The organism is Corynebacterium sp. HMSC077G07 (genome assembly GCF_001809225.1).
Taxonomy (GTDB): Bacteria; Actinomycetota; Actinomycetes; order Mycobacteriales; family Mycobacteriaceae; genus Corynebacterium; species Corynebacterium jeikeium_D.
The window spans coordinates 19,701-40,877 of sequence record NZ_KV796543.1 but is presented as its reverse complement, the minus strand read 5'-3'; the positions used below and the strand labels follow the sequence as shown (position 1 = coordinate 40,877).

At 58.9% G+C, this 21,177-nt stretch carries 20 protein-coding genes and 1 tRNA gene; 10 read left to right on the top strand and 11 right to left on the bottom strand.

Annotation, left to right across the window (positions count from 1 at the left end):
• Positions 1-267: 267 nt before the first annotated feature.
• Positions 268-2,055 carry an acetyl/propionyl/methylcrotonyl-CoA carboxylase subunit alpha gene (locus HMPREF2562_RS08810; protein WP_042388874.1) on the top strand — a complete coding sequence of 596 codons (1,788 nt, stop codon included), beginning with the start codon at positions 268-270 and terminating at the stop codon, positions 2,053-2,055.
• Positions 2,056-2,172: 117 nt separating this feature from the next.
• Entirely contained in the window at positions 2,173-2,574 is a 402-nt protein-coding gene (locus HMPREF2562_RS08805) for a hypothetical protein (RefSeq protein WP_042388876.1), read from the top strand.
• 30 nt (positions 2,575-2,604) lie between these two features.
• Here the strand turns inward: HMPREF2562_RS08805 and cobF are convergent, their stop codons facing one another.
• The gene (gene cobF, locus HMPREF2562_RS08800) at positions 2,605-3,453 is read right to left on the bottom strand and encodes a precorrin-6A synthase (deacetylating) (protein WP_016423291.1); all 849 of its coding nucleotides are present in this window, start codon (positions 3,451-3,453) and stop codon (positions 2,605-2,607) included.
• Positions 3,404-3,685: a cg0963 family protein gene (locus HMPREF2562_RS08795; protein WP_016423292.1), complete on the bottom strand. Its 282-nt coding sequence runs from the start codon at positions 3,683-3,685 to the stop codon at positions 3,404-3,406. The genes cobF and HMPREF2562_RS08795 overlap by 50 nt, the downstream gene beginning before the upstream one ends.
• A gap of 275 nt (positions 3,686-3,960) precedes the next feature.
• Between HMPREF2562_RS08795 and HMPREF2562_RS08790 the strand changes: the two genes are divergently transcribed.
• Positions 3,961-4,033, top strand: a tRNA-Arg gene (locus HMPREF2562_RS08790).
• Between the two features lie 197 nt (positions 4,034-4,230).
• Positions 4,231-5,091 (top strand): siderophore-interacting protein, encoded by an 861-nt coding sequence (locus HMPREF2562_RS08785; RefSeq protein WP_016423293.1) that lies wholly within the window; start codon positions 4,231-4,233, stop codon positions 5,089-5,091.
• Between the two features lie 14 nt (positions 5,092-5,105).
• Here HMPREF2562_RS08785 and HMPREF2562_RS08780 read toward each other — a convergent pair whose 3' ends face one another.
• Positions 5,106-5,681, bottom strand: coding sequence for an RDD family protein (locus HMPREF2562_RS08780; protein ID WP_070545928.1), 576 nt, complete (start codon positions 5,679-5,681; stop codon positions 5,106-5,108).
• Positions 5,682-5,962: 281 nt separating this feature from the next.
• Here HMPREF2562_RS08780 and HMPREF2562_RS08775 point away from each other — a divergent pair, with 281 nt between their 5' ends.
• Positions 5,963-6,598, top strand: a complete 636-nt coding sequence (locus HMPREF2562_RS08775; RefSeq protein WP_048733659.1) for a hypothetical protein — start codon at positions 5,963-5,965, stop codon at positions 6,596-6,598.
• A gap of 185 nt (positions 6,599-6,783) precedes the next feature.
• Here HMPREF2562_RS08775 and gcvT read toward each other — a convergent pair whose 3' ends face one another.
• The 6 genes from gcvT to HMPREF2562_RS08745 form a co-directional block, all read right to left on the bottom strand.
• Positions 6,784-7,956, bottom strand: coding sequence for a glycine cleavage system aminomethyltransferase GcvT (gene gcvT, locus HMPREF2562_RS08770; protein WP_070549885.1), 1,173 nt, complete (start codon positions 7,954-7,956; stop codon positions 6,784-6,786).
• A 279-nt stretch (positions 7,957-8,235) separates the two neighbouring features.
• Positions 8,236-9,888 (bottom strand): solute symporter family protein, encoded by a 1,653-nt coding sequence (locus HMPREF2562_RS08765; RefSeq protein WP_070549884.1) that lies wholly within the window; start codon positions 9,886-9,888, stop codon positions 8,236-8,238.
• A 2-nt stretch (positions 9,889-9,890) separates the two neighbouring features.
• Positions 9,891-10,268: a DUF485 domain-containing protein gene (locus tag HMPREF2562_RS08760; protein WP_016423298.1), complete on the bottom strand. Its 378-nt coding sequence runs from the start codon at positions 10,266-10,268 to the stop codon at positions 9,891-9,893.
• Positions 10,269-10,494: 226 nt separating this feature from the next.
• The gene (locus tag HMPREF2562_RS08755) at positions 10,495-12,948 is read right to left on the bottom strand and encodes an HAD-IC family P-type ATPase (RefSeq protein WP_049171348.1); all 2,454 of its coding nucleotides are present in this window, start codon (positions 12,946-12,948) and stop codon (positions 10,495-10,497) included.
• 41 nt (positions 12,949-12,989) lie between these two features.
• Positions 12,990-13,742, bottom strand: coding sequence for an enoyl-CoA hydratase (locus tag HMPREF2562_RS08750; RefSeq protein ID WP_048733677.1), 753 nt, complete (start codon positions 13,740-13,742; stop codon positions 12,990-12,992).
• 61 nt (positions 13,743-13,803) lie between these two features.
• The gene (locus tag HMPREF2562_RS08745) at positions 13,804-14,670 is read right to left on the bottom strand and encodes an aldo/keto reductase (protein WP_070549883.1); all 867 of its coding nucleotides are present in this window, start codon (positions 14,668-14,670) and stop codon (positions 13,804-13,806) included.
• A 133-nt stretch (positions 14,671-14,803) separates the two neighbouring features.
• Here HMPREF2562_RS08745 and HMPREF2562_RS08740 point away from each other — a divergent pair, with 133 nt between their 5' ends.
• Genes HMPREF2562_RS08740 through HMPREF2562_RS08725 form a run of 4 tightly spaced genes read left to right on the top strand, consistent with a single transcriptional unit; the run spans position 14,804 to position 17,867 of the window.
• Positions 14,804-15,067, top strand: coding sequence for a helix-turn-helix transcriptional regulator (locus HMPREF2562_RS08740; protein ID WP_070549882.1), 264 nt, complete (start codon positions 14,804-14,806; stop codon positions 15,065-15,067).
• Between the two features lie 2 nt (positions 15,068-15,069).
• Positions 15,070-15,639, top strand: a complete 570-nt coding sequence (locus tag HMPREF2562_RS08735; protein ID WP_070545918.1) for a hypothetical protein — start codon at positions 15,070-15,072, stop codon at positions 15,637-15,639.
• 60 nt (positions 15,640-15,699) lie between these two features.
• The gene (locus tag HMPREF2562_RS08730; RefSeq protein WP_070545916.1) at positions 15,700-16,605 is read left to right on the top strand and encodes an ABC transporter ATP-binding protein; all 906 of its coding nucleotides are present in this window, start codon (positions 15,700-15,702) and stop codon (positions 16,603-16,605) included.
• Positions 16,602-17,867: an ABC transporter permease gene (locus HMPREF2562_RS08725; RefSeq protein WP_070549881.1), complete on the top strand. Its 1,266-nt coding sequence runs from the start codon at positions 16,602-16,604 to the stop codon at positions 17,865-17,867. Before HMPREF2562_RS08730 ends, HMPREF2562_RS08725 begins: the two co-directional genes overlap by 4 nt.
• Positions 17,868-17,959: 92 nt before the next feature.
• Here the strand turns inward: HMPREF2562_RS08725 and HMPREF2562_RS08720 are convergent, their stop codons facing one another.
• Positions 17,960-18,946: a ribokinase gene (locus HMPREF2562_RS08720; RefSeq protein WP_070549880.1), complete on the bottom strand. Its 987-nt coding sequence runs from the start codon at positions 18,944-18,946 to the stop codon at positions 17,960-17,962.
• 108 nt (positions 18,947-19,054) lie between these two features.
• On the opposite strand from HMPREF2562_RS08720, the gene HMPREF2562_RS08715 reads away from it, so the two are divergent.
• On the top strand, positions 19,055-20,536 hold the full coding sequence (locus tag HMPREF2562_RS08715; RefSeq protein ID WP_070429963.1) for a carboxyl transferase domain-containing protein: 1,482 nt from the start codon (positions 19,055-19,057) through the stop codon (positions 20,534-20,536).
• A gap of 249 nt (positions 20,537-20,785) precedes the next feature.
• On the opposite strand, the gene HMPREF2562_RS08710 is transcribed toward HMPREF2562_RS08715, so the two are convergent.
• The gene (locus HMPREF2562_RS08710; RefSeq protein WP_005511805.1) at positions 20,786-21,145 is read right to left on the bottom strand and encodes an FKBP-type peptidyl-prolyl cis-trans isomerase; all 360 of its coding nucleotides are present in this window, start codon (positions 21,143-21,145) and stop codon (positions 20,786-20,788) included.
• Positions 21,146-21,177 lie beyond the last annotated feature (32 nt).

The following is a 21,177-nucleotide window of genomic DNA, read 5'->3' as shown; positions in this document are numbered from 1 at the left end:
TGGGCGGAAAATAGCCACTTCAGCTGCCCCCACGACCACTTGAACGCTGCTCAAGACCACAATCCCTACCCCCTTATGTAGCGAGCAAAAAGAGGTTGCTTACCGCACCTGTGACACAATGGAGACATTGGGTCACACGCTGTTAGCTACCGCGTGGTTAACCGCATTGCGGTTCACCGCTCAGTTAACTGCAGTGCTGCTTGTGATTCCTACAAATGACTGTCGCAACCTTGCCCCGAGGGCCAATTCTCGGGGTGCCCACGAAAAATGGAGGATTTCGTGTCCGAGCAGACCACTGAAAAAATCACGAAGGTTCTCGTCGCCAACCGTGGCGAGATTGCCGTTCGCGTTATTCGCGCTGCGAAGGACGCAGGCATTCCTTCCGTCGCCGTTTACGCTGAGCCGGATGCGGACGCTCCTTTCGTGACCATGGCGGATGAGGCTTTTGCTCTCGGTGGCACCACTTCCGCTGAGTCATACCTAGTCTTCGACAAGATTCTGGACGCCGCAAAGAAGTCCGGCGCTAATGCCATCCACCCGGGCTACGGCTTCCTGTCGGAGAACGGCGACTTCGCTGAGGCTGTTGAGAACGCTGGCCTGATCTGGATTGGCCCGTCACCAGAGTCCATCCGCGCCCTGGGCGACAAGGTCACCGCTCGTCACATCGCGCTGAAGGCTGACGCTCCAATGGCTCCAGGCACCAAGGAGCCAGTTAAGGATGCAGACGAGGTCGTCGCGTTCGCCAAGGAGCACGGTCTGCCAATCGCCATTAAGGCCGCTTTCGGTGGCGGTGGCCGCGGCATGAAGGTCGCACACAAGATGGAAGAGGTCGCTGACCTCTACGAGTCCGCTACCCGTGAGGCCGTTGCCGCCTTCGGTCGCGGTGAGTGCTTCGTCGAGCGCTACCTGGACAAGGCACGCCACGTCGAGTGCCAGGTTCTCGCTGATAAGCACGGCAACGTCGTTGTCGCCTCCACCCGTGACTGCTCGCTACAGCGTCGTTTCCAGAAGCTCGTCGAGGAAGCACCTGCTCCGTTCCTGACCCCAGAGCAGGATGAGCGCCTGCGCCAGTCCGCTAAGGACATCTGCCGCGAGGCTGGCTACTACGGTGCCGGCACCGTTGAGTACCTGGTTGGCGCTGACGGTCTGATTAACTTCCTCGAGGTCAACACTCGTCTACAGGTGGAGCACCCGGTCACCGAGGAAATTACCGGCCTCGATCTGGTCCGCGAGCAGTTCCGCATTGCTGAAGGCAAGGAACTGTCCATCAAGGAAGACCCGGAGATGCGCGGTCACGCTTTCGAGTTCCGCATCAACGGCGAGGACGCCGGCAGCAACTTCATGCCGGCTCCGGGCACCATCACCAAGTACGTCGAACCGTCCGGCCCGGGTGTCCGCATGGACACCGGCATCAAGGAGGGCGACGTCATCGGCGGCCAGTTCGACTCCATGCTGGCCAAGCTGATTGTTTGGGGCGAGACCCGCGAAGAGGCCCTACGCCGCTCCGCTCGTGCTCTGTCCGAGTACCAGGTTGAGGGCCTGGCAACGGTCATTCCGTTCCACCGCCACATTGTGGAGAACCCGGCGTTTGTCGGCGATGGCGAGAAGTTTGACGTCTACACCAAGTGGATTGAAGAGGAATGGGATAACCCAATCGCTCCGTACGACGGTGACTCCGACGCTGACACCGACACCGTTCCGGCTCAGAAGGTTGTCGTCGAGATCGACGGTCGCCGCGTCGAGGTAGCCCTGCCGGGCGACCTGGCTCTGGGCGGCGGCAACGCTGGTGCCAAGAAGAAGAGCAAGAAGAAGCGCGCTGGCGGTTCCAAGAAGGCCGCTTCCGGTGACGCTGTGGTTGCTCCGATGCAGGGCACCGTCATTAAGGTCAACGTCGAAGAGGGCCAGGAAGTCTCCGAGGGTGACACCGTGGTTGTCCTTGAGGCCATGAAGATGGAAAACCCAGTCAAGGCTCACAAGGACGGCGTTGTCACGGGTCTGGCTACCGAGGCTGGCTCAGGTGTCGGCAAGGGCGATGTCCTGATGGAACTGAAGTAGTTCTAAAGCTCTAAGCGGGGCTGGTTGCGATGGGATTCGCAGCCAGCCCCGCTTGATTCTTTTCAGCCCCTCCCCCGGCGCCCTTAAACACTGTTCAGGACGTCTAGAGTGGACGGTATGGAACCCATGGAAGTAAATGCCGGCCGCTTCTACTGCCGTCCGCTGCGCCACGATTCCCGCGTCGATGACGCCCCGGTCGCAACCCAATTACTCACAGAATTGGCCCCTGACTCCGTCGCCGAGTTCCTTCGGAACTCCACCACCGAGTGGGAAAACGACACCGCCTACCGCTTTGCGGTTGCTGAGCAGACGAACGTCGAGATGCTCGCACTAGCAACCGTCGAGGTCATCAATGCCGACCACGTCAGCATCACCGTCCGTCCCGCAGGCGATCCCGCACGCGTGTTGCCTAACGACGATCAGGTCCTCACCAAGGTAACCGTCGCCGACGGCGTCGAAGCCGCCGAAAAAGCCCTCCACCGATGGGCAGAGGGCTTCTTGGGCAAGAAAGTCAGCTAGCCGAACTGGCACCGCTGCGACTGCTCAGTCCTAGGCGCCGGAACGCAGCAGGTAGATATCCATAATCCAACCGTGCTCCGCACGGAGCTTCTTTTTCAGCTCCGCAATCTCTTCGCCGACGTCGCCAACGCGACCACGGCGGAGCGTCTCCAGCTCCGTTCCCAGGAATGCACCCCAGAGAATCTCTTCCTCCGGGTCCGCGTGCTCGAGCCAGGCTGCACCGCCATCGAGCATCACCACCGCATCCATGCCAGGCGCACGCTCCCCCAGGCGCCGACCAGTGGTAATCAATACCGGCTTACCAATCTGGTTCAGGCACTCTCCATGCGCTGCGGTCAGCGCGGAAATCGCCGTCACACTGGGGATAACTCGCGAGCGCACGTCCAGCCCAAGGTCGCGGACGCGCTGCAAAATCCGCAATGTTGAGTCATACAAGGAGGGGTCACCCCAGACCAAGAACGCACCGCGGCGCTTGCCCTCTCGTCCGAGGTGAGCGACGAAGGCGTCGGCAAGCAGCTCTGCACGGCGCTGATGCCAGTCACGGACGACTGCGCCGTAGTTATCGGGCGTGCGGTCACGTGGCGGGTCGGGAACGGTAACGAGTTCGACATGCGGCGCATGCTTATCGACGATCGCCTGTCGCGCAGCCAACAAGTCCGCTTTGGCATCACCCTTGTCGAGAGCAAAAACTACGTCGACATCAGCAAGAGCGCCGATAGCCTCGAGCGTAATGTGGCTCGGACTACCGGCGCCGATTCCGATGACGTCTACATCGACATATCCGCTGTATACAGGGCTCTCGGCCTGAGTGCGGGCGGCGTCGTTTCGACTAGTGATTGGTCGGATCTCCCTCGTAACCGAACTGTTCAGCCATCTCATCTGGAGACAGGCCAGCCATCGAACCCTGGAGGTTAGCCGAAGCGGCCTGCTTCAAGTAAATCTCGCAAGCGTTGGCCATGTACTTGGAGTCGTACACGTTCATCTCCAGAATCGGAGTCAAAGAGCCATCATCTTCCATGCGCGAAACCAAAAGGTGCGGCTTGTCCGAGTCCGTGGTCATGGAGCACTTAATCTTGACACCGTTGACATCCGTGAAAGTTGGCTTAATCATATTGTCATCCTCCTCCAAAACAGCGACCGGAAAATAAGTAGCGCTGTTGCGACCGCAAGCGCAAGAAAGTCGCTCGTTATAAACCATGTTAGCCAGATTCCGGGCGGCACCGCCGAGCACAAAAGCACATGGGGGTAATAGCGAGCTTCCTGCATGTTTGCGTGTCAGGTCGAGGACCCAATTGCCACTAGAGCTCGCAGATGCGTTAAAGTGATGAAGTAATTTTCCGGCCGCCGAGAATGTGTTTTCACGGCTGTTTTACCCGGAAGATGATTGCCCTAGTAGCTCAGTGGATAGAGCACGGCTCTCCTAAAGCCGGTGTCGGAGGTTCGATTCCTCTCTGGGGCACAAATACCCTCGTGACCTTTTACATATAGGGCGCGAGGGTTCTTTGTTTTTCTCACGACCGGCCACTACGCCCCCTCCTGAGAACGCATCACCCAGCAATTTCCAGAAACACTTGTGTTAGGCTTACCTAATCACGTGGCGTGTAGACTTCCGCCAGTACAAAACAGCCCAAGACTTGTTGAAGGACAGTGACAACTATGGCTGGCCTAGCTAAAGCAGCAGCACCGAAGCGTAAGCCCCGTAAGGCACACGAGGCAACAGTTACTGGACGTCGCCAGATTTCCCCAGACCTTGTTCGTTTGAGCATGAACTCGCCTGCATTTGTGGGCAAGGAGCTGGAGTTTACCGACCATTACATCAAATTATTGTTTGTGCCAGAGGACGCTGATTACTCCTGGCCGTTCGATATTGCGAAAATTCGCGCCGAACAGCCGCGAGACAAACTGCCAATCACCCGCACATACACTCTGATTAATGTGGACTCCGAAACCGGCGACTTTGACGTCGACTTCGTCACCCACGGCGATTCCGGCCTGGCTGGACCGTGGGCACGCGTAGCCGAAATCGGAGACAAGCGTGGCTTCTTAGGGCCAGGAGGCGCATGGGGACCTGCAGCAGAATATGAACACTTTGTACTCGCCGGAGACGAGTCCGCAGCGCCAGCTATCAGCGCCGGACTGAAGCACCTCCCAGCAGGCACGACCGCAACCGCATACATCGAAATCGAGTCCGAAGATCGGAAGTTTGAGCTCCCAACCCGAGAGGGTGTGGAAGTCCATTGGGTCCTCCGCAACGGCGCAACCCACGGCACAGAGCTATCCCGCGCAGTGCGCGAGGCGGGCATTCCAGAAGGTAAGAAAACTAGCTGGTTCATCCACGGTGTCGCCGAGATGATCAAGGAATTGCGCCGCTTCCTCTTCGTCGAATCTGAGATCCCGAAGAAAGACGTTTCCATTTCTGGCTACTGGCGTATCGGTATGACCGAAGACCAGTGGCAGTCTTCTAAACGAGAATTCAACGCTGAGGTTGAGGCCGAGGAGGAAAGAGCCAGGGCCTGACGCTTGCTCGAACGTTAGCGCTCGCTACGCCTTTCAACAACGACGCGTTTTCCTGCCAACCAGTCGAATGGGTGCCAGCGGCAAACAGCAACCCAAATCATCAGGACACCAAAAAACAGTTCAACGTTTGGCTCAAAACCCGTAGGCAAGAAAATCAGCGACAATAGGTAACAATTACGTACCGCTGCCCGCCAACCTCTGTGCCAAGAATCGTCTCCTGATTCGAGCTCCGATGTTCCCTCTGGCTGAGCGACTTCGAACGGAGTTGCCCCAGAGTCTGCTTTCCGCGCTGGAACAACGTGTAGCAAAAATGCGCTTTTACCAAACGTCTGTTCACCGCGAGCCTCTGCAACCACGCGCACAAAGAAAAAGACAGCTGGGAATATGACACCATACAAAATCCTGAACTCTGGCGGACTCGGCAGCGCCCAGTTCGCCATGGCTGCTTCCCACGCAAGTTTGCCAAGTGCCATAATGATGGCAACAAAGATTCCTACAAGGAACGAATCCAGTATCCACGCGCCACTGCGCCGAGCGAACAAATCCGCATTACTCTTTACGGGGAATCGATTCGGGGTGCGCCGATACATGGGACACACGCTATCAAAACCACTTATGACTTCACAGACGAATTGCCTTTCCCTACCGCACCCGTTCTGCCACGATTAGAAGCATCCAGTATGCAAATCGAAAAGTTGACTGTATAGTTGCCGGTTGAATCAACCTATCTATTGGGTGTCAGCAACTACCTTGCCAATAACTTGGCAAGTTCCCCTATAGCTGGCACCCCCAGTGGTTTTTCAGGAGACGCCGCCCCAGAAAGCCGAGAATTAAACCACGCGACGCAGGCCCGAGAAGCCCAGAAAGTGAGATGGATGTGAATACGCGAACTCAGCTGTCAGCCGTACAGCACCCTAAACTCACTGCCGTCCGGCGCAAGAACCGCCGGCAGCTGGCGCTGGCCTGCTGCTTCCTCACCTTCGCAGCCACGGCCACCAGCTGCGCCAACAGCGAAAGCGAGGAGGTTGCCGCGACGCAAACCTCGTCGTCAAGCCAACTTACTACGGTGTCGACGACGAGTTCGCCGACGACGACCGGACCAAAGGTTCGAGAAGGCGGTACGCCGCGCATCGGGCAGCTGTGCCCGAACCAGACCGGGGAAATACGAATGAGCGCCAACGGCCAGAATCTTGAATGCGCACAAGTCGGCGAGCAGGAAGTATGGACGGTGCTGCAGCAAACCCCCGCGAACCCGACATCGCAGCAAATGTGGATTTCCACTACTCCGACGACCACTGAGCCACTGCCTCAGGAACCTGAGCCGACGACTCCGAGCGAGAGCACAACGGAGACAAGTGAGACGGAGAGCTCGACGACCTCTGATACTTCCACGCCGCCCGATACTTCAACGACTCCGACAACCTCCGGCGAGCCGACAGAATCGGAATCGGAGCAGGAAGAGCAGCCAAGCGAAGATAATCATGGGCTCACCGGCCTGTTCCGCTAGGTTCGTCTCTGGCTGCGAGGTTCGTCGGCTCGGGACTTAGTTAGGTAAGGTGCGCTAGCTCGCCCTAAAAACCAAAATCCGCTGCAACAATACTGCAGCGGATTTTTTATTTACCCAACAGATACGAAGAGACGAACCTGAACAGATCTGAGCCCGCCACAATGCGGCGGAGCACCCGCGCTCCCCTACTTGCGGTGACGGCGATTGTAGAACGGCGTCGGAACGACGGTGGCGGTAATGTCGGCGCCTTCAACGGTCAGCTCCGTGCCAGTGGAGGACTGCCAACGCTGAACGTATGCAAAACCGATGGGGTGCCCCAAAGTCGGCGACACCTTGGCGGAAGTCAGCACGCCAACCTCGTTACCTTCCGCATCAATGAGCTTGGTGCCACGCTTGGGAGCTTCATCACCGGAGAAACGCAGACCAACCAGTAGCTCCTTCGACTGCGGACGATTAATCAGTGCGTTGCGACCAATAAACTGCCCCTTGGTCGGCCCCATGATGGACTTCAGGCCGGCCTCCAGCGGAGTGCGGTCGCGAGTCAGCTCGTAGCCATAGAGCGGCATACCAGCCTCAAGACGCAGGGTGTCGCGGCAGGACAGACCACACGGCAGCAGGCCGAGGTCAGCGCCGTTGTCAGCCGGATCCTCCGGGTTTTCCACCTTGCCACCTGCTGCAATGATTGCACGCCAGACCTCGACGGCGCGGTCAGCCGGCGGGAAGATCTCGAAGCCGTCCTCACCGGTGTAGCCGGTTCGGGCAACAATCATTTCCACACCTGCGACCTCGAGCAGAGTGCAAGAGTAGTAGTTCATGCCATCGAGAGTCGCGTGCAGATCCTGTGGCAACAGACGGCGCAGAAGCTTCGCAGCCTTCGGCCCTTGAATGGCCAGGAGCACATTCTTGTCATTCATGCGCTCAACCTCGACGTTGTAGCCACCAACGCGCTCGCGCAGCGTCGAGTACACATCTTCAGCGGCTGCGGCATTCTGCACCAGCATGAATTCGTGACTACCGAGGCGGTAAATGATGAGGTCATCAATAATGCCGCCGTCTTCCTGCACAATCATGGTGTACTTGGCACGACCCAACGCCAGCGGCTTGATTGCCGAAATCAGGGAGTGTGCAAGGAACGCCGCCGCATCCTCACCAGTGACGCGGATGATACCCATCAGCGACAGGTCGAAAACACCAACGGCCTCACGCACTGCGTTGTGCTCTGCAATTTCCGAAGAGTAGCGGAACGGCACTTCGTAGCCACCAACATTGCGCATTTCTGCGCCAAGGCTTACGTGCTCATCATGCAGGGCGCTACGGAAAGAATTGTTGTTCTCAGAAGCGCCAGAATTGTCAGTCATACACACTCCAATTATTGCGGTGGGGCAAACCAGATTGTTACCTTCCCACCTTATATCTAAGACTCCGTGCTCGCTTCCGCGAGCCCCTGCGGATCCAGGGCAACAGGCCCGTCCATTAACTATCATGCACTGATTCGCACATGCTTGACGACGACCCCGCGCCCACCACAAAGGCCCCGCTACCAGTGACGATAACGGGGCTTTTGCATTTGTCTATTCAGTTAATTGAGTTTGGCCGAGCTGTTCGGACAGCGTTGCCAGCCAAAGGCTCAGTGGTTATTAGTGATCAACCGCAGCCTCGGTACCAACACCGGTCAGGGAGCGAACTTCCATCTCAGCTGCCAGGTCATCGAAGTTATCCGGCTTACCCATGTAGGTGGCGATGATGCCAGCCAGGAACGCCAGCGGGATTGCGAGCAGACCCGGCGAGGTCAGCGGGAACCAGGAGAAGTCAACGGACGGAATCATCGAGGACTCAGCGCCGGAGACTGCCGGGGAGAAGATAATCAGAACCAGCGAGGCGATGACACCGGTGTACATGGAGGCAACTGCGCCTGCGGTGTTGAAGCGCTTCCAGAACAGGGACATCAGGATGGTCGGCACGTTTGCGGATGCTGCCACTGCGAAGGCCAGCGACACCAGGAAGGCGACGTTCTGCCCCATGGCCAGGATGCCGAGGATAATGGCGACAACACCCAGCACGATAACGGTAATGCGGGAGACACGAACCTGCTCGGCTTCCGTGGCCTGTCCCTTGCGAATCACGGCCTGGTAGAGGTCCTGGCCGACAGACGCGGAAGCGGTAATTGCCAGACCAGCGACCACGGCCAGCACGGTAGCGAACGCCACTGCGGAAATCACAGCCATGAAGATGGAGCCACCGATTTCGAAGGCCAGCAGCGGAGCTGCAGCGTTGGCCCCGCCCGGCGCGGCCATGATGCGGTCCGGGCCGACGAGTGCAGCAGCACCGTAGCCGAGCACCAGGGTCAGCAGGTAGAAACCACCGATGAGGATGATTGCCCAAGTCACGGACTTACGAGCTTCCTTTGCGGTCGGCACCGTGTAGAAGCGCATGAGCACGTGTGGCAGACCAGCAACACCGAGGACCAGTGCCAGGCCCAGAGAGATGAAGTCCAGCTGCTGGACGAAGGAGCCGCCGTACTTCAGACCCGGCTCAAGAATGGCGGAGGCTTCGTAGCCCTTCTCGGCGATGTAATCCGAGCTTGCGTGCATGTCCACTGCGTCCTGCAGGAGCTGGGAGAAGTTGCCCTTAACGCCAACCAGGATGATCAGGGTCATGATGATGACAGCACCGACCAGCAGGACGGCCTTAATCATCTGCACGTAAGTCGTGCCCTTCATACCACCGATGAGGACGTAGGCAACCATGATGATGCCGACGACTGCGACAACGATGGACTGCTGAGTGGAGTCGTGGATGTTGAGCAGCACGGCGACCAGGGAACCTGCACCGGCCATCTGCGCGATGAGGTAGAACAGGGTCACCGCGAGGGTCGAGATAGCAGCCGCAGTACGTACCGGGCGCTGCTTAAGACGGAAGGACAGCACGTCGGCCATGGTGAACTTACCGACGTTTCGCAGCGGCTCTGCAACCAACAGCAGCGCGACCAGCCAGGCTACGAAGAAGCCGATGGAGTAAAGGAATCCGTCGTAACCAGTCAGCGCGATGGCGCCGACGATACCGAGGAAGGAAGCCGCCGAGAGGTAGTCACCCGCAATGGCAAGACCGTTTTGGGTACCGGAGAACTGTGCGCCACCGGTGTAAAAGTCTGATGCTCCCTTGTTTCCGCCCTTGCCCACTCGAGTAACGATGAACATGGTCGCAACAATGAAGGCGACGAAGACCGCGATGTTGAGAATCGGGTTACCTGCTGCTGCAGTGTCATCTGCAGCAAAGAAACTAGTCAGCATGCCTATGCCTCCTTCTTTGCGACGATTTCAGCGATTTCTCCGCTTTCCAGTGCCTCGCGCAGCTCTGCCTGCATCGGCTCGAGCTTCTTGTTGGCGAAGTTGATGTACACCCAGGTGATGGCGAAGGTGGTCACGAACTGAAGCAGACCAAGGACGATGCCCAGGTTGATATTGCCTAGTACGGGAGTCGCCATGAGGTCTGGCGCGAACGTCGCAAACAGAACGAATGCGATGTACCACACCAGACCTGCGACGGTCATCGGGATGGCGAAAGAACGGAATGTAGAGCGGAGCTCTTGGAACTGCGCTGAGTTTTGCACGTAGCGGTACTCGGCCGCCTGTGGCTTATGCCGGTCTGCCGGCAAGGGAGTTGCGGACACGGGCTAATCCTTTCCAGGAAGTTATGCAGGTGTTCGTAATGAGGTCCAGCACAGCCACCCCGAGGGTGTGCCATGCACCACATTTTTCATTATGTGTGGAAACAAAGTTACCTGGAACACAGTTAGCAAAGAAGTTAAATGCGGCTAACTACTTCTCAGCGAGCCTTAAGGCACCCCCAAAAACGCCATTACCTGCATACTTAGGCGCCGTTTTTACTACCCCCATTTACGCCGTTGTACTCGTGTTCTCCGCTTCTTCCGGCAATGGCTTACTCTGACGCCACCACCACAGCGCTTCGATAATGCCCGCACCGATGGCTCCCACAATCAGCGCGGGAATCAACAGCTCCCGCCCTACCCAGTACAGATTAAGCACTGTGGCCACTGAACGAACCGAGAAGATGAACAGGTAGGCTCCTGCCGATACCGCCAGCAACAGAACCTTCCACCAGGTGTATGGCCTAGCCACGACCACCAAAACCCAAAATGCCGAAACAATCAGCACAATGAGGGTCGCAGTAGACGCCTCCCCTCGTGCCGCATCGCTGGCGTCGACTCCCGGGTTTGCCCACAACCAAAACATGAAGGTCAACAACCCCACCGTGATGCCCGCCGGTATCGCTAAGCGCAACACGCGCCGTACGAAACCATCGCGCGCACGCTCCAAGTTAGGAGCCAACGACAGCACGAAGGCCGGGATTCCAATCGTGAACCATCCCGTAATGGTCACATGAATCGGCTCGAATGGATAATCCATCCCCCACAGCCCCACAGCCAGCGCCAGCACCACCGAGTAGATAGTCTTCGTCAAGAAGAGGTTGGCCACGCGCTCGATATTGCCAATGACGCGACGCCCCTCCGCCACAATCATCGGCATCACGGCGAAGCGATTATCCAACAGCACCAACTGCGCAACCGAACGTGTCGCCGGCGCCCCATCGCCCATAGCCACGCCCAGGTTCGCCGCTTTTAGCGCCAGCACATCATTGACACCATCACCGGTCATCGCCACATGATGCCCCCGCGACTGCAGCGCATGAACCATATCGCGCTTATTCTCGGCCGTGACACGGCCGAAGATCTGCCGCGACTCCACAATGTCTGCGAACTCGTTGCGGATCTCGGTGGGCTTGGCTTCGCTATTCTCATCGCGGCTGACCGGAAGCTCAGACGCATCGACAGGATTGTTAGCCCCCTCCATTTCCAGCTCACGTGCAACAGCCCCCACGGAGCGGTCATTGTCACCAGAAATGACCTTGACCTCGACGCCTTCTTCATAGAAGTAGGCCACCGTGTCCGCCGCATCTGAACGCACCTTCTGCCCCAGCACGACAAGTGCGACTGGCTCCAACTCCACCTCGCCACTCTTCCGCAGCGCACCGCCGGGCAGGTCATCTGCCCCAACTGATGTCCGCGCGAGCAGGAGCACACGAAGTCCTTCCTCCATAAGCTGCCGAGCTTTCTGCATGCCGACCGCGGAGTCGTCGACAAGCACATCGGGCGCGCCGAAAACCCACGTCGCACCGCCGTGATACGTCAGCGCCGACCACTTATTCGCCGAGGCAAAGGGGCGGGTTCTGGCTTGTTCATGCTTTACGACGTCCCCTGCGTCCGCAAGCCCATCGAGCAGTGCACGAGCCGTTGCGTTGGGACGATCGTCGAGCTTGCACAGATCGATGAGTGCGGAGTCGACCTCATCGCGGGAGGTACCGTCACCCGATACGATGTCGACTTCCACTAGCTGCATCGCATTTTCGGTGAGCGTGCCAGTTTTGTCGACACACACGGTGTCGACACGCGCGAGACCTTCGATGGCGGGCAACTCATTGACCAGCACTCGATGTCGCCCCAAGCGCACCACCCCAAGGGCAAATGCGATGGTGGTCATGAGGACAAGCCCCTCAGGGACCATGGGCACCAGCGTGGCGACCATCCCCAGCAGCGCATCGTTGAAATCATCGCCGGCGACAAAGAGCTGCGTATAGATTGCCAGGGCGCCGACGGGAATGAGAATCCAGGAAATGTAGGTCAGGATCTTGTTGATGCCGCGGAAGAGCTGGGAATCAGTCAGCGTGAATTTGTTGGCCTCAGCTGCGAGCTTGGCGGCGTAAGCCTCCTTGCCCACTTTGGTGGCCTGATATCGCGCCGACCCCACCACGACCGAGGAACCCGAGTAGACCATGTCCCCAACGCTCTTATCGACGGCATCGGATTCACCGGTGAGAGAGGACTCATCGACAGCCACGTCAGAGGCGTAGCGGAGAATACCGTCAACGACGATTTGGTCACCGGGACCAACCTCGATGAGATCGTCGAGGACGACGGACTCGCGGTCGATCTCGCGAGCAGGCTCCCCGTCGCGAATGACCATGGGTTTTGCACGGCCGACAATGGAAAGCTTGTCCAGTGTGCGCTTGGCACGCAGTTCTTGGATGATGCCGACGATAGAGTTGGCGATAATCAGCAGACCAAAGGCACCGTTGACGATTGAGCCGGTATAGAGCACGACTGCGAATAACACAGCGAGAATACCGTTAATCCGGGTAAACACATTGGCACGGATAATGTCCCACACACTGCGCCCGGATGTTGGCGGCAGCTCGTTGACGTGCCCCAACTCGATGCGTTGCTGGACCTGCTGTTGAGTAAGACCACTGTCGGGAGTTTTCCACGAGCCCATGCCTGCCTACCCTATTCGCCTAATTGCTGAACCTATTCGACCTATTTGCCAATGAAATTTGGTTCGCGCTTTTCGGCTCGCGCCTTCGATGCCTCCGCAGCATCCTCGGAAGCCCACACCGTGTCGTAGAGCTCCTGCTGGTAGTCCTTCAACGGGCTATGTGTCTCATCGTCGTTGAGCACTGCCTTGTGGTAGGCCAGCGACAGGGGCGCGTAGGTGGCGATACGAAGCGCTACCTCCTCCGCCTTGTCCGGACCACCAAGGTAGGAAGCCAGACCACAACCGCGGGCGGCTTCCTGATCCATGCGCTCGGCCGCCAACAAAATAGTGCGGGCGCGGGCACCGCCGACGAGTACGCGTACGCGGCGAATTGTCCAGGCATCGACAGCGATACCGAGCTTGACCGGCGGAATCATAAACCAGCCGCGCTCACCCACGACGCGCAAATCGGCCGCCATCGCCAGCTGCATCCCAGCGCCGACAGCCGGCCCCTGCACATCCGCTATAACCACCAGACGGCTGGCCTCGATTGTGCGCAGCATTCGACGGAGCTGTTCGTGGAAGGAATCTTCATGGTGCTGGCCACTCAGGTCGGCGCCCGCACAGAAAGCGCGGCCTTCGCCGCGCAGCAGGATAACGCGCTGCTCTGGAACCTCAGCGGCAGCTTCCACCGCATCGGCGATGTCACGACACACGTCGGCAGTCAGGGAGTTGCGCTTATGATCTCGGTCGATGGTGATAGTGACAATTGCGCCGTCGGCTTCGACGCGGATTTCAGATGCTGGGTTCGTCATAGCATTTAGGCTACCCGCGAAACACCAATAGTGATGGGGCTATAAGCAAATCTAAATTCGCTTATTCGTTGCCGAATACCCGCGGGTCGCCACTCAGGCGCCCGTCGGCACGCGCCATCGACGCAATCGTTTCCATGTCCTCGTCGGTGAGCTCAAAGTCGGTGACCTGAAAGTTCTCCTTGATGCGCGACGGCGTGCCCGACTTCGGGATGGCCACGATGCCACGCTGAAGGTGCCAGCGGATAGCAACTTGGGCGGGAGTTTTACCCAGGCGATCTGCGATTTCAGCAATCGGCGAGCCCTCAAAGTACTTCGCGCGCCCCAACGGCGACCAAGCCTGCGTGACAATACCGCGACGACGATCGTCTTCAACCTGCTCATTCTGCGGGAACTGCGGATGCAGCTCAATCTGGTTGACCACCGGAGTCTCCGAGAGCTGGTCGAGCACCTCTGGGTAAAAGTTCGCCACACCAACCGAGCGAATCAGCCCCTCACGATTGAGCTCCAGCAGCGTATCGAAACACTGCCCAAACGTCCCCTGCTTCTCCACCGGCCAGTGCACAAGCACCAGGTCAACGTAGTCAAGGCTGAGCCGTTCTAAAGATGCCCGCACGGACTCGCGCGTCGCCGCCGACCCCTGCGCATCGTTCCAGACCTTCGTGGTCACGAAGATATCTTCACGCTTTACGACGTTCGCAGCGACCGCATCAGCAATACCCTGCCCAACCCCTCGCTCATTGCGATAGAGCGATGCGGTGTCGATGTGGCGGTAGCCGATTTCCAGGGCGTAGCGCACGGATTCGCGCGCCTGCTCATCGTCAAGCTTGTAGGTACCGAACCCCAGAATCGGGATGGCGTTACCATCAACCATTTCCACGTTGACAATTCCGGTTGTCGCTGCATCGTACTTCAGATCGAGTGTGGTCATGCCAACCGAGTGTACGGACTGAAAATTTTTTAGATTTTTTCTGCCCCGCTGACCTGCGATTTAAAAAAGTGATTGCCATTCATTTTGTTGCAAACGGTTGACGGAACGTTGCGTTTATACAACACTTTGGGGTGTGTCCCCAAAGGTTAAACCCAAAGAACAGATATTCAACAGAATTTCAGTGCTGCGGGCAGAACACGGACTCAGCCGAGCCGAACTAGCCAAACAAGTAGAGGTCAATCCTCAAACGATTGGTGCGTTGGAGCGAGGTGACCACTACCCCAGCCTGGATCTGGCATTTCGTATCTGCGCGGTGTTCGATCTCCCCGTTGAGGCGGTGTTCTCTCGCGAGGAATTCAAGCCCATGTCCTCTGCCCTATACCGAAAGGAAAGCTAACGATGCCAACTATTCGGACTGAAAACGCAACACCGAGCTTTTTCGAGAAGCTAGAAGCTCGGCGCGAAGCGAAGTACACAAAGCGCGTCGAGCAGATGTCGAGCTGGCTGCCCAAATGGCGCAACCAGGCGGCGCGGCGAAAGCTGGTCATCGCATTCGAGGTATGCCTTGTGCTGATGCTGATTAGTGGCATCGCGCTTCTCGGCACTCTGACCGATATTTTCCCGGGCTGGCTTTCTCTGCTCTGGCCAGTGATTTCCCTCATTGTGATTGTCGTCTGGACCAGCCTCAACATCACAGTCGACATGGTCGACAGTGCACCCACCTCACTGCTGGACGAGTACCAGCAAGAACAAATTTTGAACCTGCGGGGGCTGACATATCGCTGCTTCATCTACTTCGGCCTAGTGTCCTTCCTCGCTCTAGTTCTGGTGGGCACCTATGTTCTGAACGCGCAGCCTGACTGGGGACACTACATTCCGTACAGCTTCGGAATCTTCGGAATTATCGCTTTCCTTTACATTTCCTCGCTTCCCACCGTCGTCTATGCCTGGAACCTGCGGGACGACTAGCACTGGCTCAAAAAACTCACATCCCTCCTCTGCCCTTCACTCCTCAATCTAAGGATCACCATGAACAGCCTCATTCTTGACGGGCTTGAGAAGTCCTACGGAGACCTGCAGGTTCTCCGTGGCATGAGCTTCCAAGTTCACCCTGGAGAAATCTACGGCTTCGTCGGCTCTAACGGTGCCGGCAAGACCACCACCATGCGCATTGCCCTCGGCGTGCTGGCCACCGATAAAGGCGAAGTGCGCATCGGCAATACCCCGATGAATGACTCGCTGCGCCGCACGATTGGCTACATGCCAGAAGAACGCGGTCTCTACCCGAAGGCTGAAGTCCGCAAGCAGCTGATCTACTTTGCTCGCTTGCACGGTGTGCCCACCAAGCGCGCGGAGTCCAACGCCGACAACTTGTTGGCGCGCCTCGGTCTCACTGAGCGCGCCAACGACAAGGTCGACACGCTCTCGCTCGGAAATCAGCAGCGAGTGCAGCTGGCCGCCTCCCTCGTCCACGACCCGGAGGTACTCGTCCTCGACGAGCCCTTCTCCGGCCTCGACCCAGTTGCGGTCAAGGTGATGAGCTCCGTACTCAAGGAGTACGCCGACCGAGGCACCCCGATTGTGTTCTCTTCCCACCAGCTCGATCTCGTTGAGCGTATGTGTGACCGCGTCGGCATCATCCGCGACGGCCGCATGCTCGTGGAAGGCACCGTTGATGAGCTCCGAGCACGTGGTCCACGGGCTTTCGTCGTCAAGCTCGATAGCGCGTCCCAGGATTGGGCGACCTCTGTCGAAGGCGTAACAAGCGTGGAGCGCGAGGCCCACGGCTCCACCGTCGTTCACCTCGATTCCGACGCCCCAGCCGACACCGACCAGAAGCTACTGCACAGCGCAATGGCAGCGGGAACGGTCCGTTCGTTCGGACCTCTGCAAATTCCACTTACCGAGCTCTACCAGGAGGCCGTACAGCAATGAGCACCAACACTTACAACGCCTCAACGGCCGTCAAGACCGTTTTCGTCCGCGAACTCCGCGAGCATCTACTGAAGAAGAGCTCGCTGATCACGCTCATCATCATGGCAGTGGCGGTCGTCGGCGGTATCTTCGTTGCCGACTACATGACTTCCAAGTCCGATAATGACGCTGTCAAGATCGCGGTCGTCGGAGAAGCGCCGTTCGCGGACTCTCTCGCCGACGCCACCGCCGAAATGAAAGATGCTGAAGGTGCGGATGCCGCAGCCGGCGCATTTGCCACGGCATCACTGTCACCGTTGGAGATTACGTCCGCGGCAGACGACAAGGCCGCTCGCGCTGCCGTCACCGACGGTGATGCCGACGCCGCTCTCGTCCCCGACACCGCAGAAGGCAAGGAGGGCTCGTGGAAGCTGCTTGCCGACGACGCCCCATCCTGGCTAGCCCCAATGCTGCAGGAGTCGCTGCAGAAACAGAACGAAGCCATGCTGCTCAGCGAAAACGGAATCAACCCCGGCGAGTTTTTCTCCAAGACTCAAAGCGCAGCCGTGTCGGTGGAATCCCTGGATGAAGCAAAAGACGAGAAGATGCCTGCGATGCTCATCACGCTAATCGGTGTGATGGTCATGATGACCGCCATCCTCGTCTTCGGTGGCGCAGTGGCCACCAGCGTCATCGAGGAGAAGTCCTCCCGTGTCATCGAGATCATTCTCTCGACAGTCCGCCCGGCGCACCTGTTGGCCGGCAAGATCCTCGGCGCCGGTCTGGCCGGCATCATCATGATGAGTGTGCTGACCGCCAGCGCCGCAGTTGCCCTCATGATTACCGGATTGGCGGAGAGCTTCGATGTCCCGTGGTCCGCAGTCTGGCTGCTGGTCCCGTGCTTCATCCTCGGTTACTTCTTCTTCGCCGCGCTGTATGCAGCCTCCGCATCACTGGTCAGCCGTATGGAAGATTTCCAGGGCGCACAGATGCCGGTACTGGTGTTCTCGCTGATTACGATGTATGTTCCGCTGTTTGGCTGGAGCAAGCTGGACTCTACCGTCATGCAGATTGCCTCGTGGATTCCGCCGGTTTCCATCACCACCGCTCCGTTGCAGTATGCCGTTGGCAATTTCTCCGCACTCCAGTTGGTTGCCTCACTGCTAATCATGGTTGTGGGAGTAGCCGCAGTCATCGCACTCGCAGCCTGGATCTACCCGCGCAATGTCCTGCGCACCGGTGCCGCGGTCAGCTGGAAGAAGGCCCTAACGGCCAAGAGCTAGCCCCAGCCCTGCCCAAAAAAGGAGCGTGGCCCCCTTCGGCCGCAGTCACCTAAACCGAATACTCGTCAATCGCGTAGTTTGCTCAGCGCACCTTATAGACCATGGTCCGCCGCAAACTGCGCGATTTTTCCTGTCTCGCCATAGGAGGTCTGTGCCCCCACGCCTGTCGCCGCATGAGCCGAGACCACCGCCGCAAGACGAGCTGCCGTCACCACATCATCGCCCGCGGCCAACGCGGTGAGGACCGTGCCCATGTACGCATCACCGCAGCCCGTGGTATCCACGACCTCGATGGGCAGCGCCGGAATGCGAGTGACTGCCACCTCGCTTTCCGACGTCCTCAAGACCGCAGACCCCTCCCCGCCAAGTGTGACAATGGCCGTGGAAATCCCGTGTTCGTCGGCAAGCGCGCGCCCAACCGCATCCCACTGACCGTGCTCGCAACCGGCGACCGCGCGCTCGGAGCCGATGATGGCTGCGAGTTCGTGCTCGTTGACAATGAGGACATCGACCAGCTCGAGCAGCTCCTCACTGACCGCCCGAATCGGCGACAGGTTGAACACCACCGGCACACCCGCATCGTGGGCAATCTGCGCGGCGGCCAGGACCGCCTCATCACAAATCTCCAGACACACACCGAGGCACCCCGCCCGCTGAATCTTGTCCGCATGACTGCGCACCGTCTCAGCATCGACTTCACCATTGGCGCCAGCGGAGATGACAATGAAATTCTCCGCCGCATCATCAACGACAATCATGGCTGTACCAGTGGCAGAGTCGACGGTCTCAACTGCAGAGATGTCCACGTGAGCGTCGGTAAGCGCGTCGCGCAGCAACTGTGCGTTGGGATCCGAACCGACCGCGCCGACCAGTTCCACGGCCGCGCCCAGTCTTCCAGCCGTCGCCGCCTGATTCGCCGACTTACCGCCCGGCAGAATGCGCAGAGGACTGCCCTCGATAGTCTCGCCACCATGCGGCAGGCGCTTCACGGTGACGGTCAGGTCTGCGTTGATGGAACCGACGACACATACGTTTGGCCTCTGTTCAGCCAGCTCGGTGAGGCGCTCAGTAATCGGCATTGGTTCGACTCCTCGGTAGTGCGGACACGTTTTTTCCGACAATAGCGCTACCCCTTTCCGCCCACCATCAACTAAGCCGGTTTACCCCTTGTTTACTACCGTGGAGGTATGGCTAGAATCAGCGCCCAACAAGTAATAGATACCGTCCTCGACCACGGAAGTTTCACCTCCTGGGACGGCGCGCCCGAGCATGGCAACATCGACGAGTCCTACCGCGGCACACTGTCCCGAGCCTCTGAGAAAACCGGTCTCGATGAGGCCGTTATCACCGGTGAAGGCACCGTCGGCGGCAAGCGCGTCGCCGTCATCTGTTCTGAGTTCGGCTTCCTCGGCGGTTCTATCGGCGCCGCAACCGCTCGTCGTATTATTCGCAGCATCGAGCGCGCGACTGCGGAGCAGCTGCCCCTGTTGCTCTCCCCGACCTCGGGCGGCACTCGCATGCAGGAGGGCACTGCGGCGTTCGCGCTCATGATCTCTATTACCACCGCAGTGGCGCGCCACAAGGATTCTCACTTGCCATTCCTGGTGTACCTGCGCAATCCCACCACCGGTGGTGTCATGGCGTCGTGGGGGTCGGCAGGCCACTTCACCTTCGCAGAGCCCGGCGCACTTCTCGGCTTCCTCGGCCCGCGCGTCGTCGAGCTGGCTACCGGCGAACCCATGCCCGAAGGCGTTCAGACCTCCGAGAACCTGTTCAAGCAGGGCATTATCGACGGCATCATTCCGCTCGAAGGTCTGCGCGGCGCTGTCCGCCGCACCATCGACGTGCTTGCCGACGGAGACCCCAGCGAACCCACCCCACCGCCAGTAGCAGCCATTGATGGTCGCGATACCTGGGAAGCTATCCTGCGCACCCGCGATACTTCTCGTCCAGGTGGCGGCGACATTATCGATGCCCTTGTCGACTGCTCCGTGCCGATTTCCGGCACTGGCGATGGCCACAAGTCGCTGTCGGTTCGGGCTCGCCTGGCGCGGATTGGTGAGCGGCCGGTGATTCTGGTCGCCCAGGATCGCCATAACCAGCCGCCGCTGGGCACGCATCCAATGGGGCCGGGCTCACTGCGTTTTGCCCGCCGTGCGATGCGCATCGCGGAAAGCCTGAACATTCCGCTGGTCACGGTCATTGACACCCCAGGCGCTGAGTTGACCAAGGACGCCGAGGAAAATGCCATGGCCGGCGAGATTGCCCGCACCTTGACCACGCTGGTGAACTTGAAGGTTCCGACCGTGTCACTCATTCTCGGCCAGGGCTGCGGTGGCGGTGCGCTGGCCATGCTGCCCTCTGACCGCGTGCTGGCAATGCACGATGCCTGGATGTCTCCGTTGCCGCCGGAGGGTGCTTCGGCGATTATCTACCGAGACACCGAGCATGCCCCGGAAATGATGGAGGAGCAGGGCGTTGGCGCCGAGGCCATGCTGAAGACCGGGGTTATCGACGAGATTGTGGCCGAACCTGAGGATTCGTCCGAACTGCCCCGCCGTGCTCTGAGTGCTATCGAGCACGCCCTCTGGGAGCTGGAGAAGAATCCGGCTCGCGTTGGCCGTGAGCAGCGTTTCGACCACTACCGTCGCTTCGCGCTGGGCGAGTAAGGGGGCTGGGGCCTGGTGTGGGACTGGCGTGGGGCTGGTTTGGGGCTGGTTTGGGCCTTCAGCCCCCACCCCAACCTCAGAAAGCAAGAAAGTGACTGAGTTTATGACACTTTTGGGCAATTTTTCACGCCTGAAGTGTCATAAACGCAGTCACTTTCTTCGCCGGAAATCCTGCAAACCGCCGACGGAGGGATGGGCAGGAACCGCGAAGCGAAGCTCAGCCGGCCAACAGAGCTAGCATGCGGACTTTTACTTAACGTCCAACAGGTCGATGACAAAGACCAGGGTCTTACCAGACAGGAAGTGTCCTGCACCAGCCGGGCCGTAAGCCTTCTCCGGCGGGCAAATCAGCTCGCGGCGACCGCCGACCTTCATGCCCGGAATGCCTTCCTGCCAACCGGCAATCAGACCGTTCAGCGGGAACTCGATGGACTGGCCGCGGTTCCAGGAAGAGTCGAACTCTTCACCGGTCTCGTAGTCAACACCCACGTAGTGGACCTCGACGCGAGCACCCGGGGTGGCCTCCTTGCCGTCACCGACAGTGAGGTCGTTGATGACGAGTTCCGTCGGAGCCGGACCGGACTTAGCAGTGAGTTCTGGCTTGGACAAGACAATCTCCTATCACAGTTGGCATTTATCAA

Excerpts from the sequence above, each read along its gene's own strand:
- HMPREF2562_RS08810 (WP_042388874.1), top strand. The coding sequence starts at position 268 with ATGGAGGATTTCGTGTCCGAGCAGACCACTGAAAAAATCACGAAGGTT.
- HMPREF2562_RS08805 (WP_042388876.1), top strand. The coding sequence starts at position 2,173 with ATGGAACCCATGGAAGTAAATGCCGGCCGCTTCTACTGCCGTCCGCTG.
- cobF (WP_016423291.1), bottom strand. The coding sequence starts at position 3,453 with ATGAGATGGCTGAACAGTTCGGTTACGAGGGAGATCCGACCAATCACT.
- HMPREF2562_RS08795 (WP_016423292.1), bottom strand. The coding sequence starts at position 3,685 with ATGATTAAGCCAACTTTCACGGATGTCAACGGTGTCAAGATTAAGTGC.
- HMPREF2562_RS08785 (WP_016423293.1), top strand. The coding sequence starts at position 4,231 with ATGGCTGGCCTAGCTAAAGCAGCAGCACCGAAGCGTAAGCCCCGTAAG.
- HMPREF2562_RS08780 (WP_070545928.1), bottom strand. The coding sequence starts at position 5,681 with ATGTATCGGCGCACCCCGAATCGATTCCCCGTAAAGAGTAATGCGGAT.
- HMPREF2562_RS08775 (WP_048733659.1), top strand. The coding sequence starts at position 5,963 with ATGGATGTGAATACGCGAACTCAGCTGTCAGCCGTACAGCACCCTAAA.
- gcvT (WP_070549885.1), bottom strand. The coding sequence starts at position 7,956 with ATGACTGACAATTCTGGCGCTTCTGAGAACAACAATTCTTTCCGTAGC.
- HMPREF2562_RS08765 (WP_070549884.1), bottom strand. The coding sequence starts at position 9,888 with ATGCTGACTAGTTTCTTTGCTGCAGATGACACTGCAGCAGCAGGTAAC.
- HMPREF2562_RS08755 (WP_049171348.1), bottom strand. The coding sequence starts at position 12,948 with ATGGGCTCGTGGAAAACTCCCGACAGTGGTCTTACTCAACAGCAGGTC.
- HMPREF2562_RS08750 (WP_048733677.1), bottom strand. The coding sequence starts at position 13,742 with ATGACGAACCCAGCATCTGAAATCCGCGTCGAAGCCGACGGCGCAATT.
- HMPREF2562_RS08745 (WP_070549883.1), bottom strand. The coding sequence starts at position 14,670 with ATGACCACACTCGATCTGAAGTACGATGCAGCGACAACCGGAATTGTC.
- HMPREF2562_RS08735 (WP_070545918.1), top strand. The coding sequence starts at position 15,070 with ATGCCAACTATTCGGACTGAAAACGCAACACCGAGCTTTTTCGAGAAG.
- HMPREF2562_RS08730 (WP_070545916.1), top strand. The coding sequence starts at position 15,700 with ATGAACAGCCTCATTCTTGACGGGCTTGAGAAGTCCTACGGAGACCTG.
- HMPREF2562_RS08725 (WP_070549881.1), top strand. The coding sequence starts at position 16,602 with ATGAGCACCAACACTTACAACGCCTCAACGGCCGTCAAGACCGTTTTC.
- HMPREF2562_RS08720 (WP_070549880.1), bottom strand. The coding sequence starts at position 18,946 with ATGCCGATTACTGAGCGCCTCACCGAGCTGGCTGAACAGAGGCCAAAC.
- HMPREF2562_RS08715 (WP_070429963.1), top strand. The coding sequence starts at position 19,055 with ATGGCTAGAATCAGCGCCCAACAAGTAATAGATACCGTCCTCGACCAC.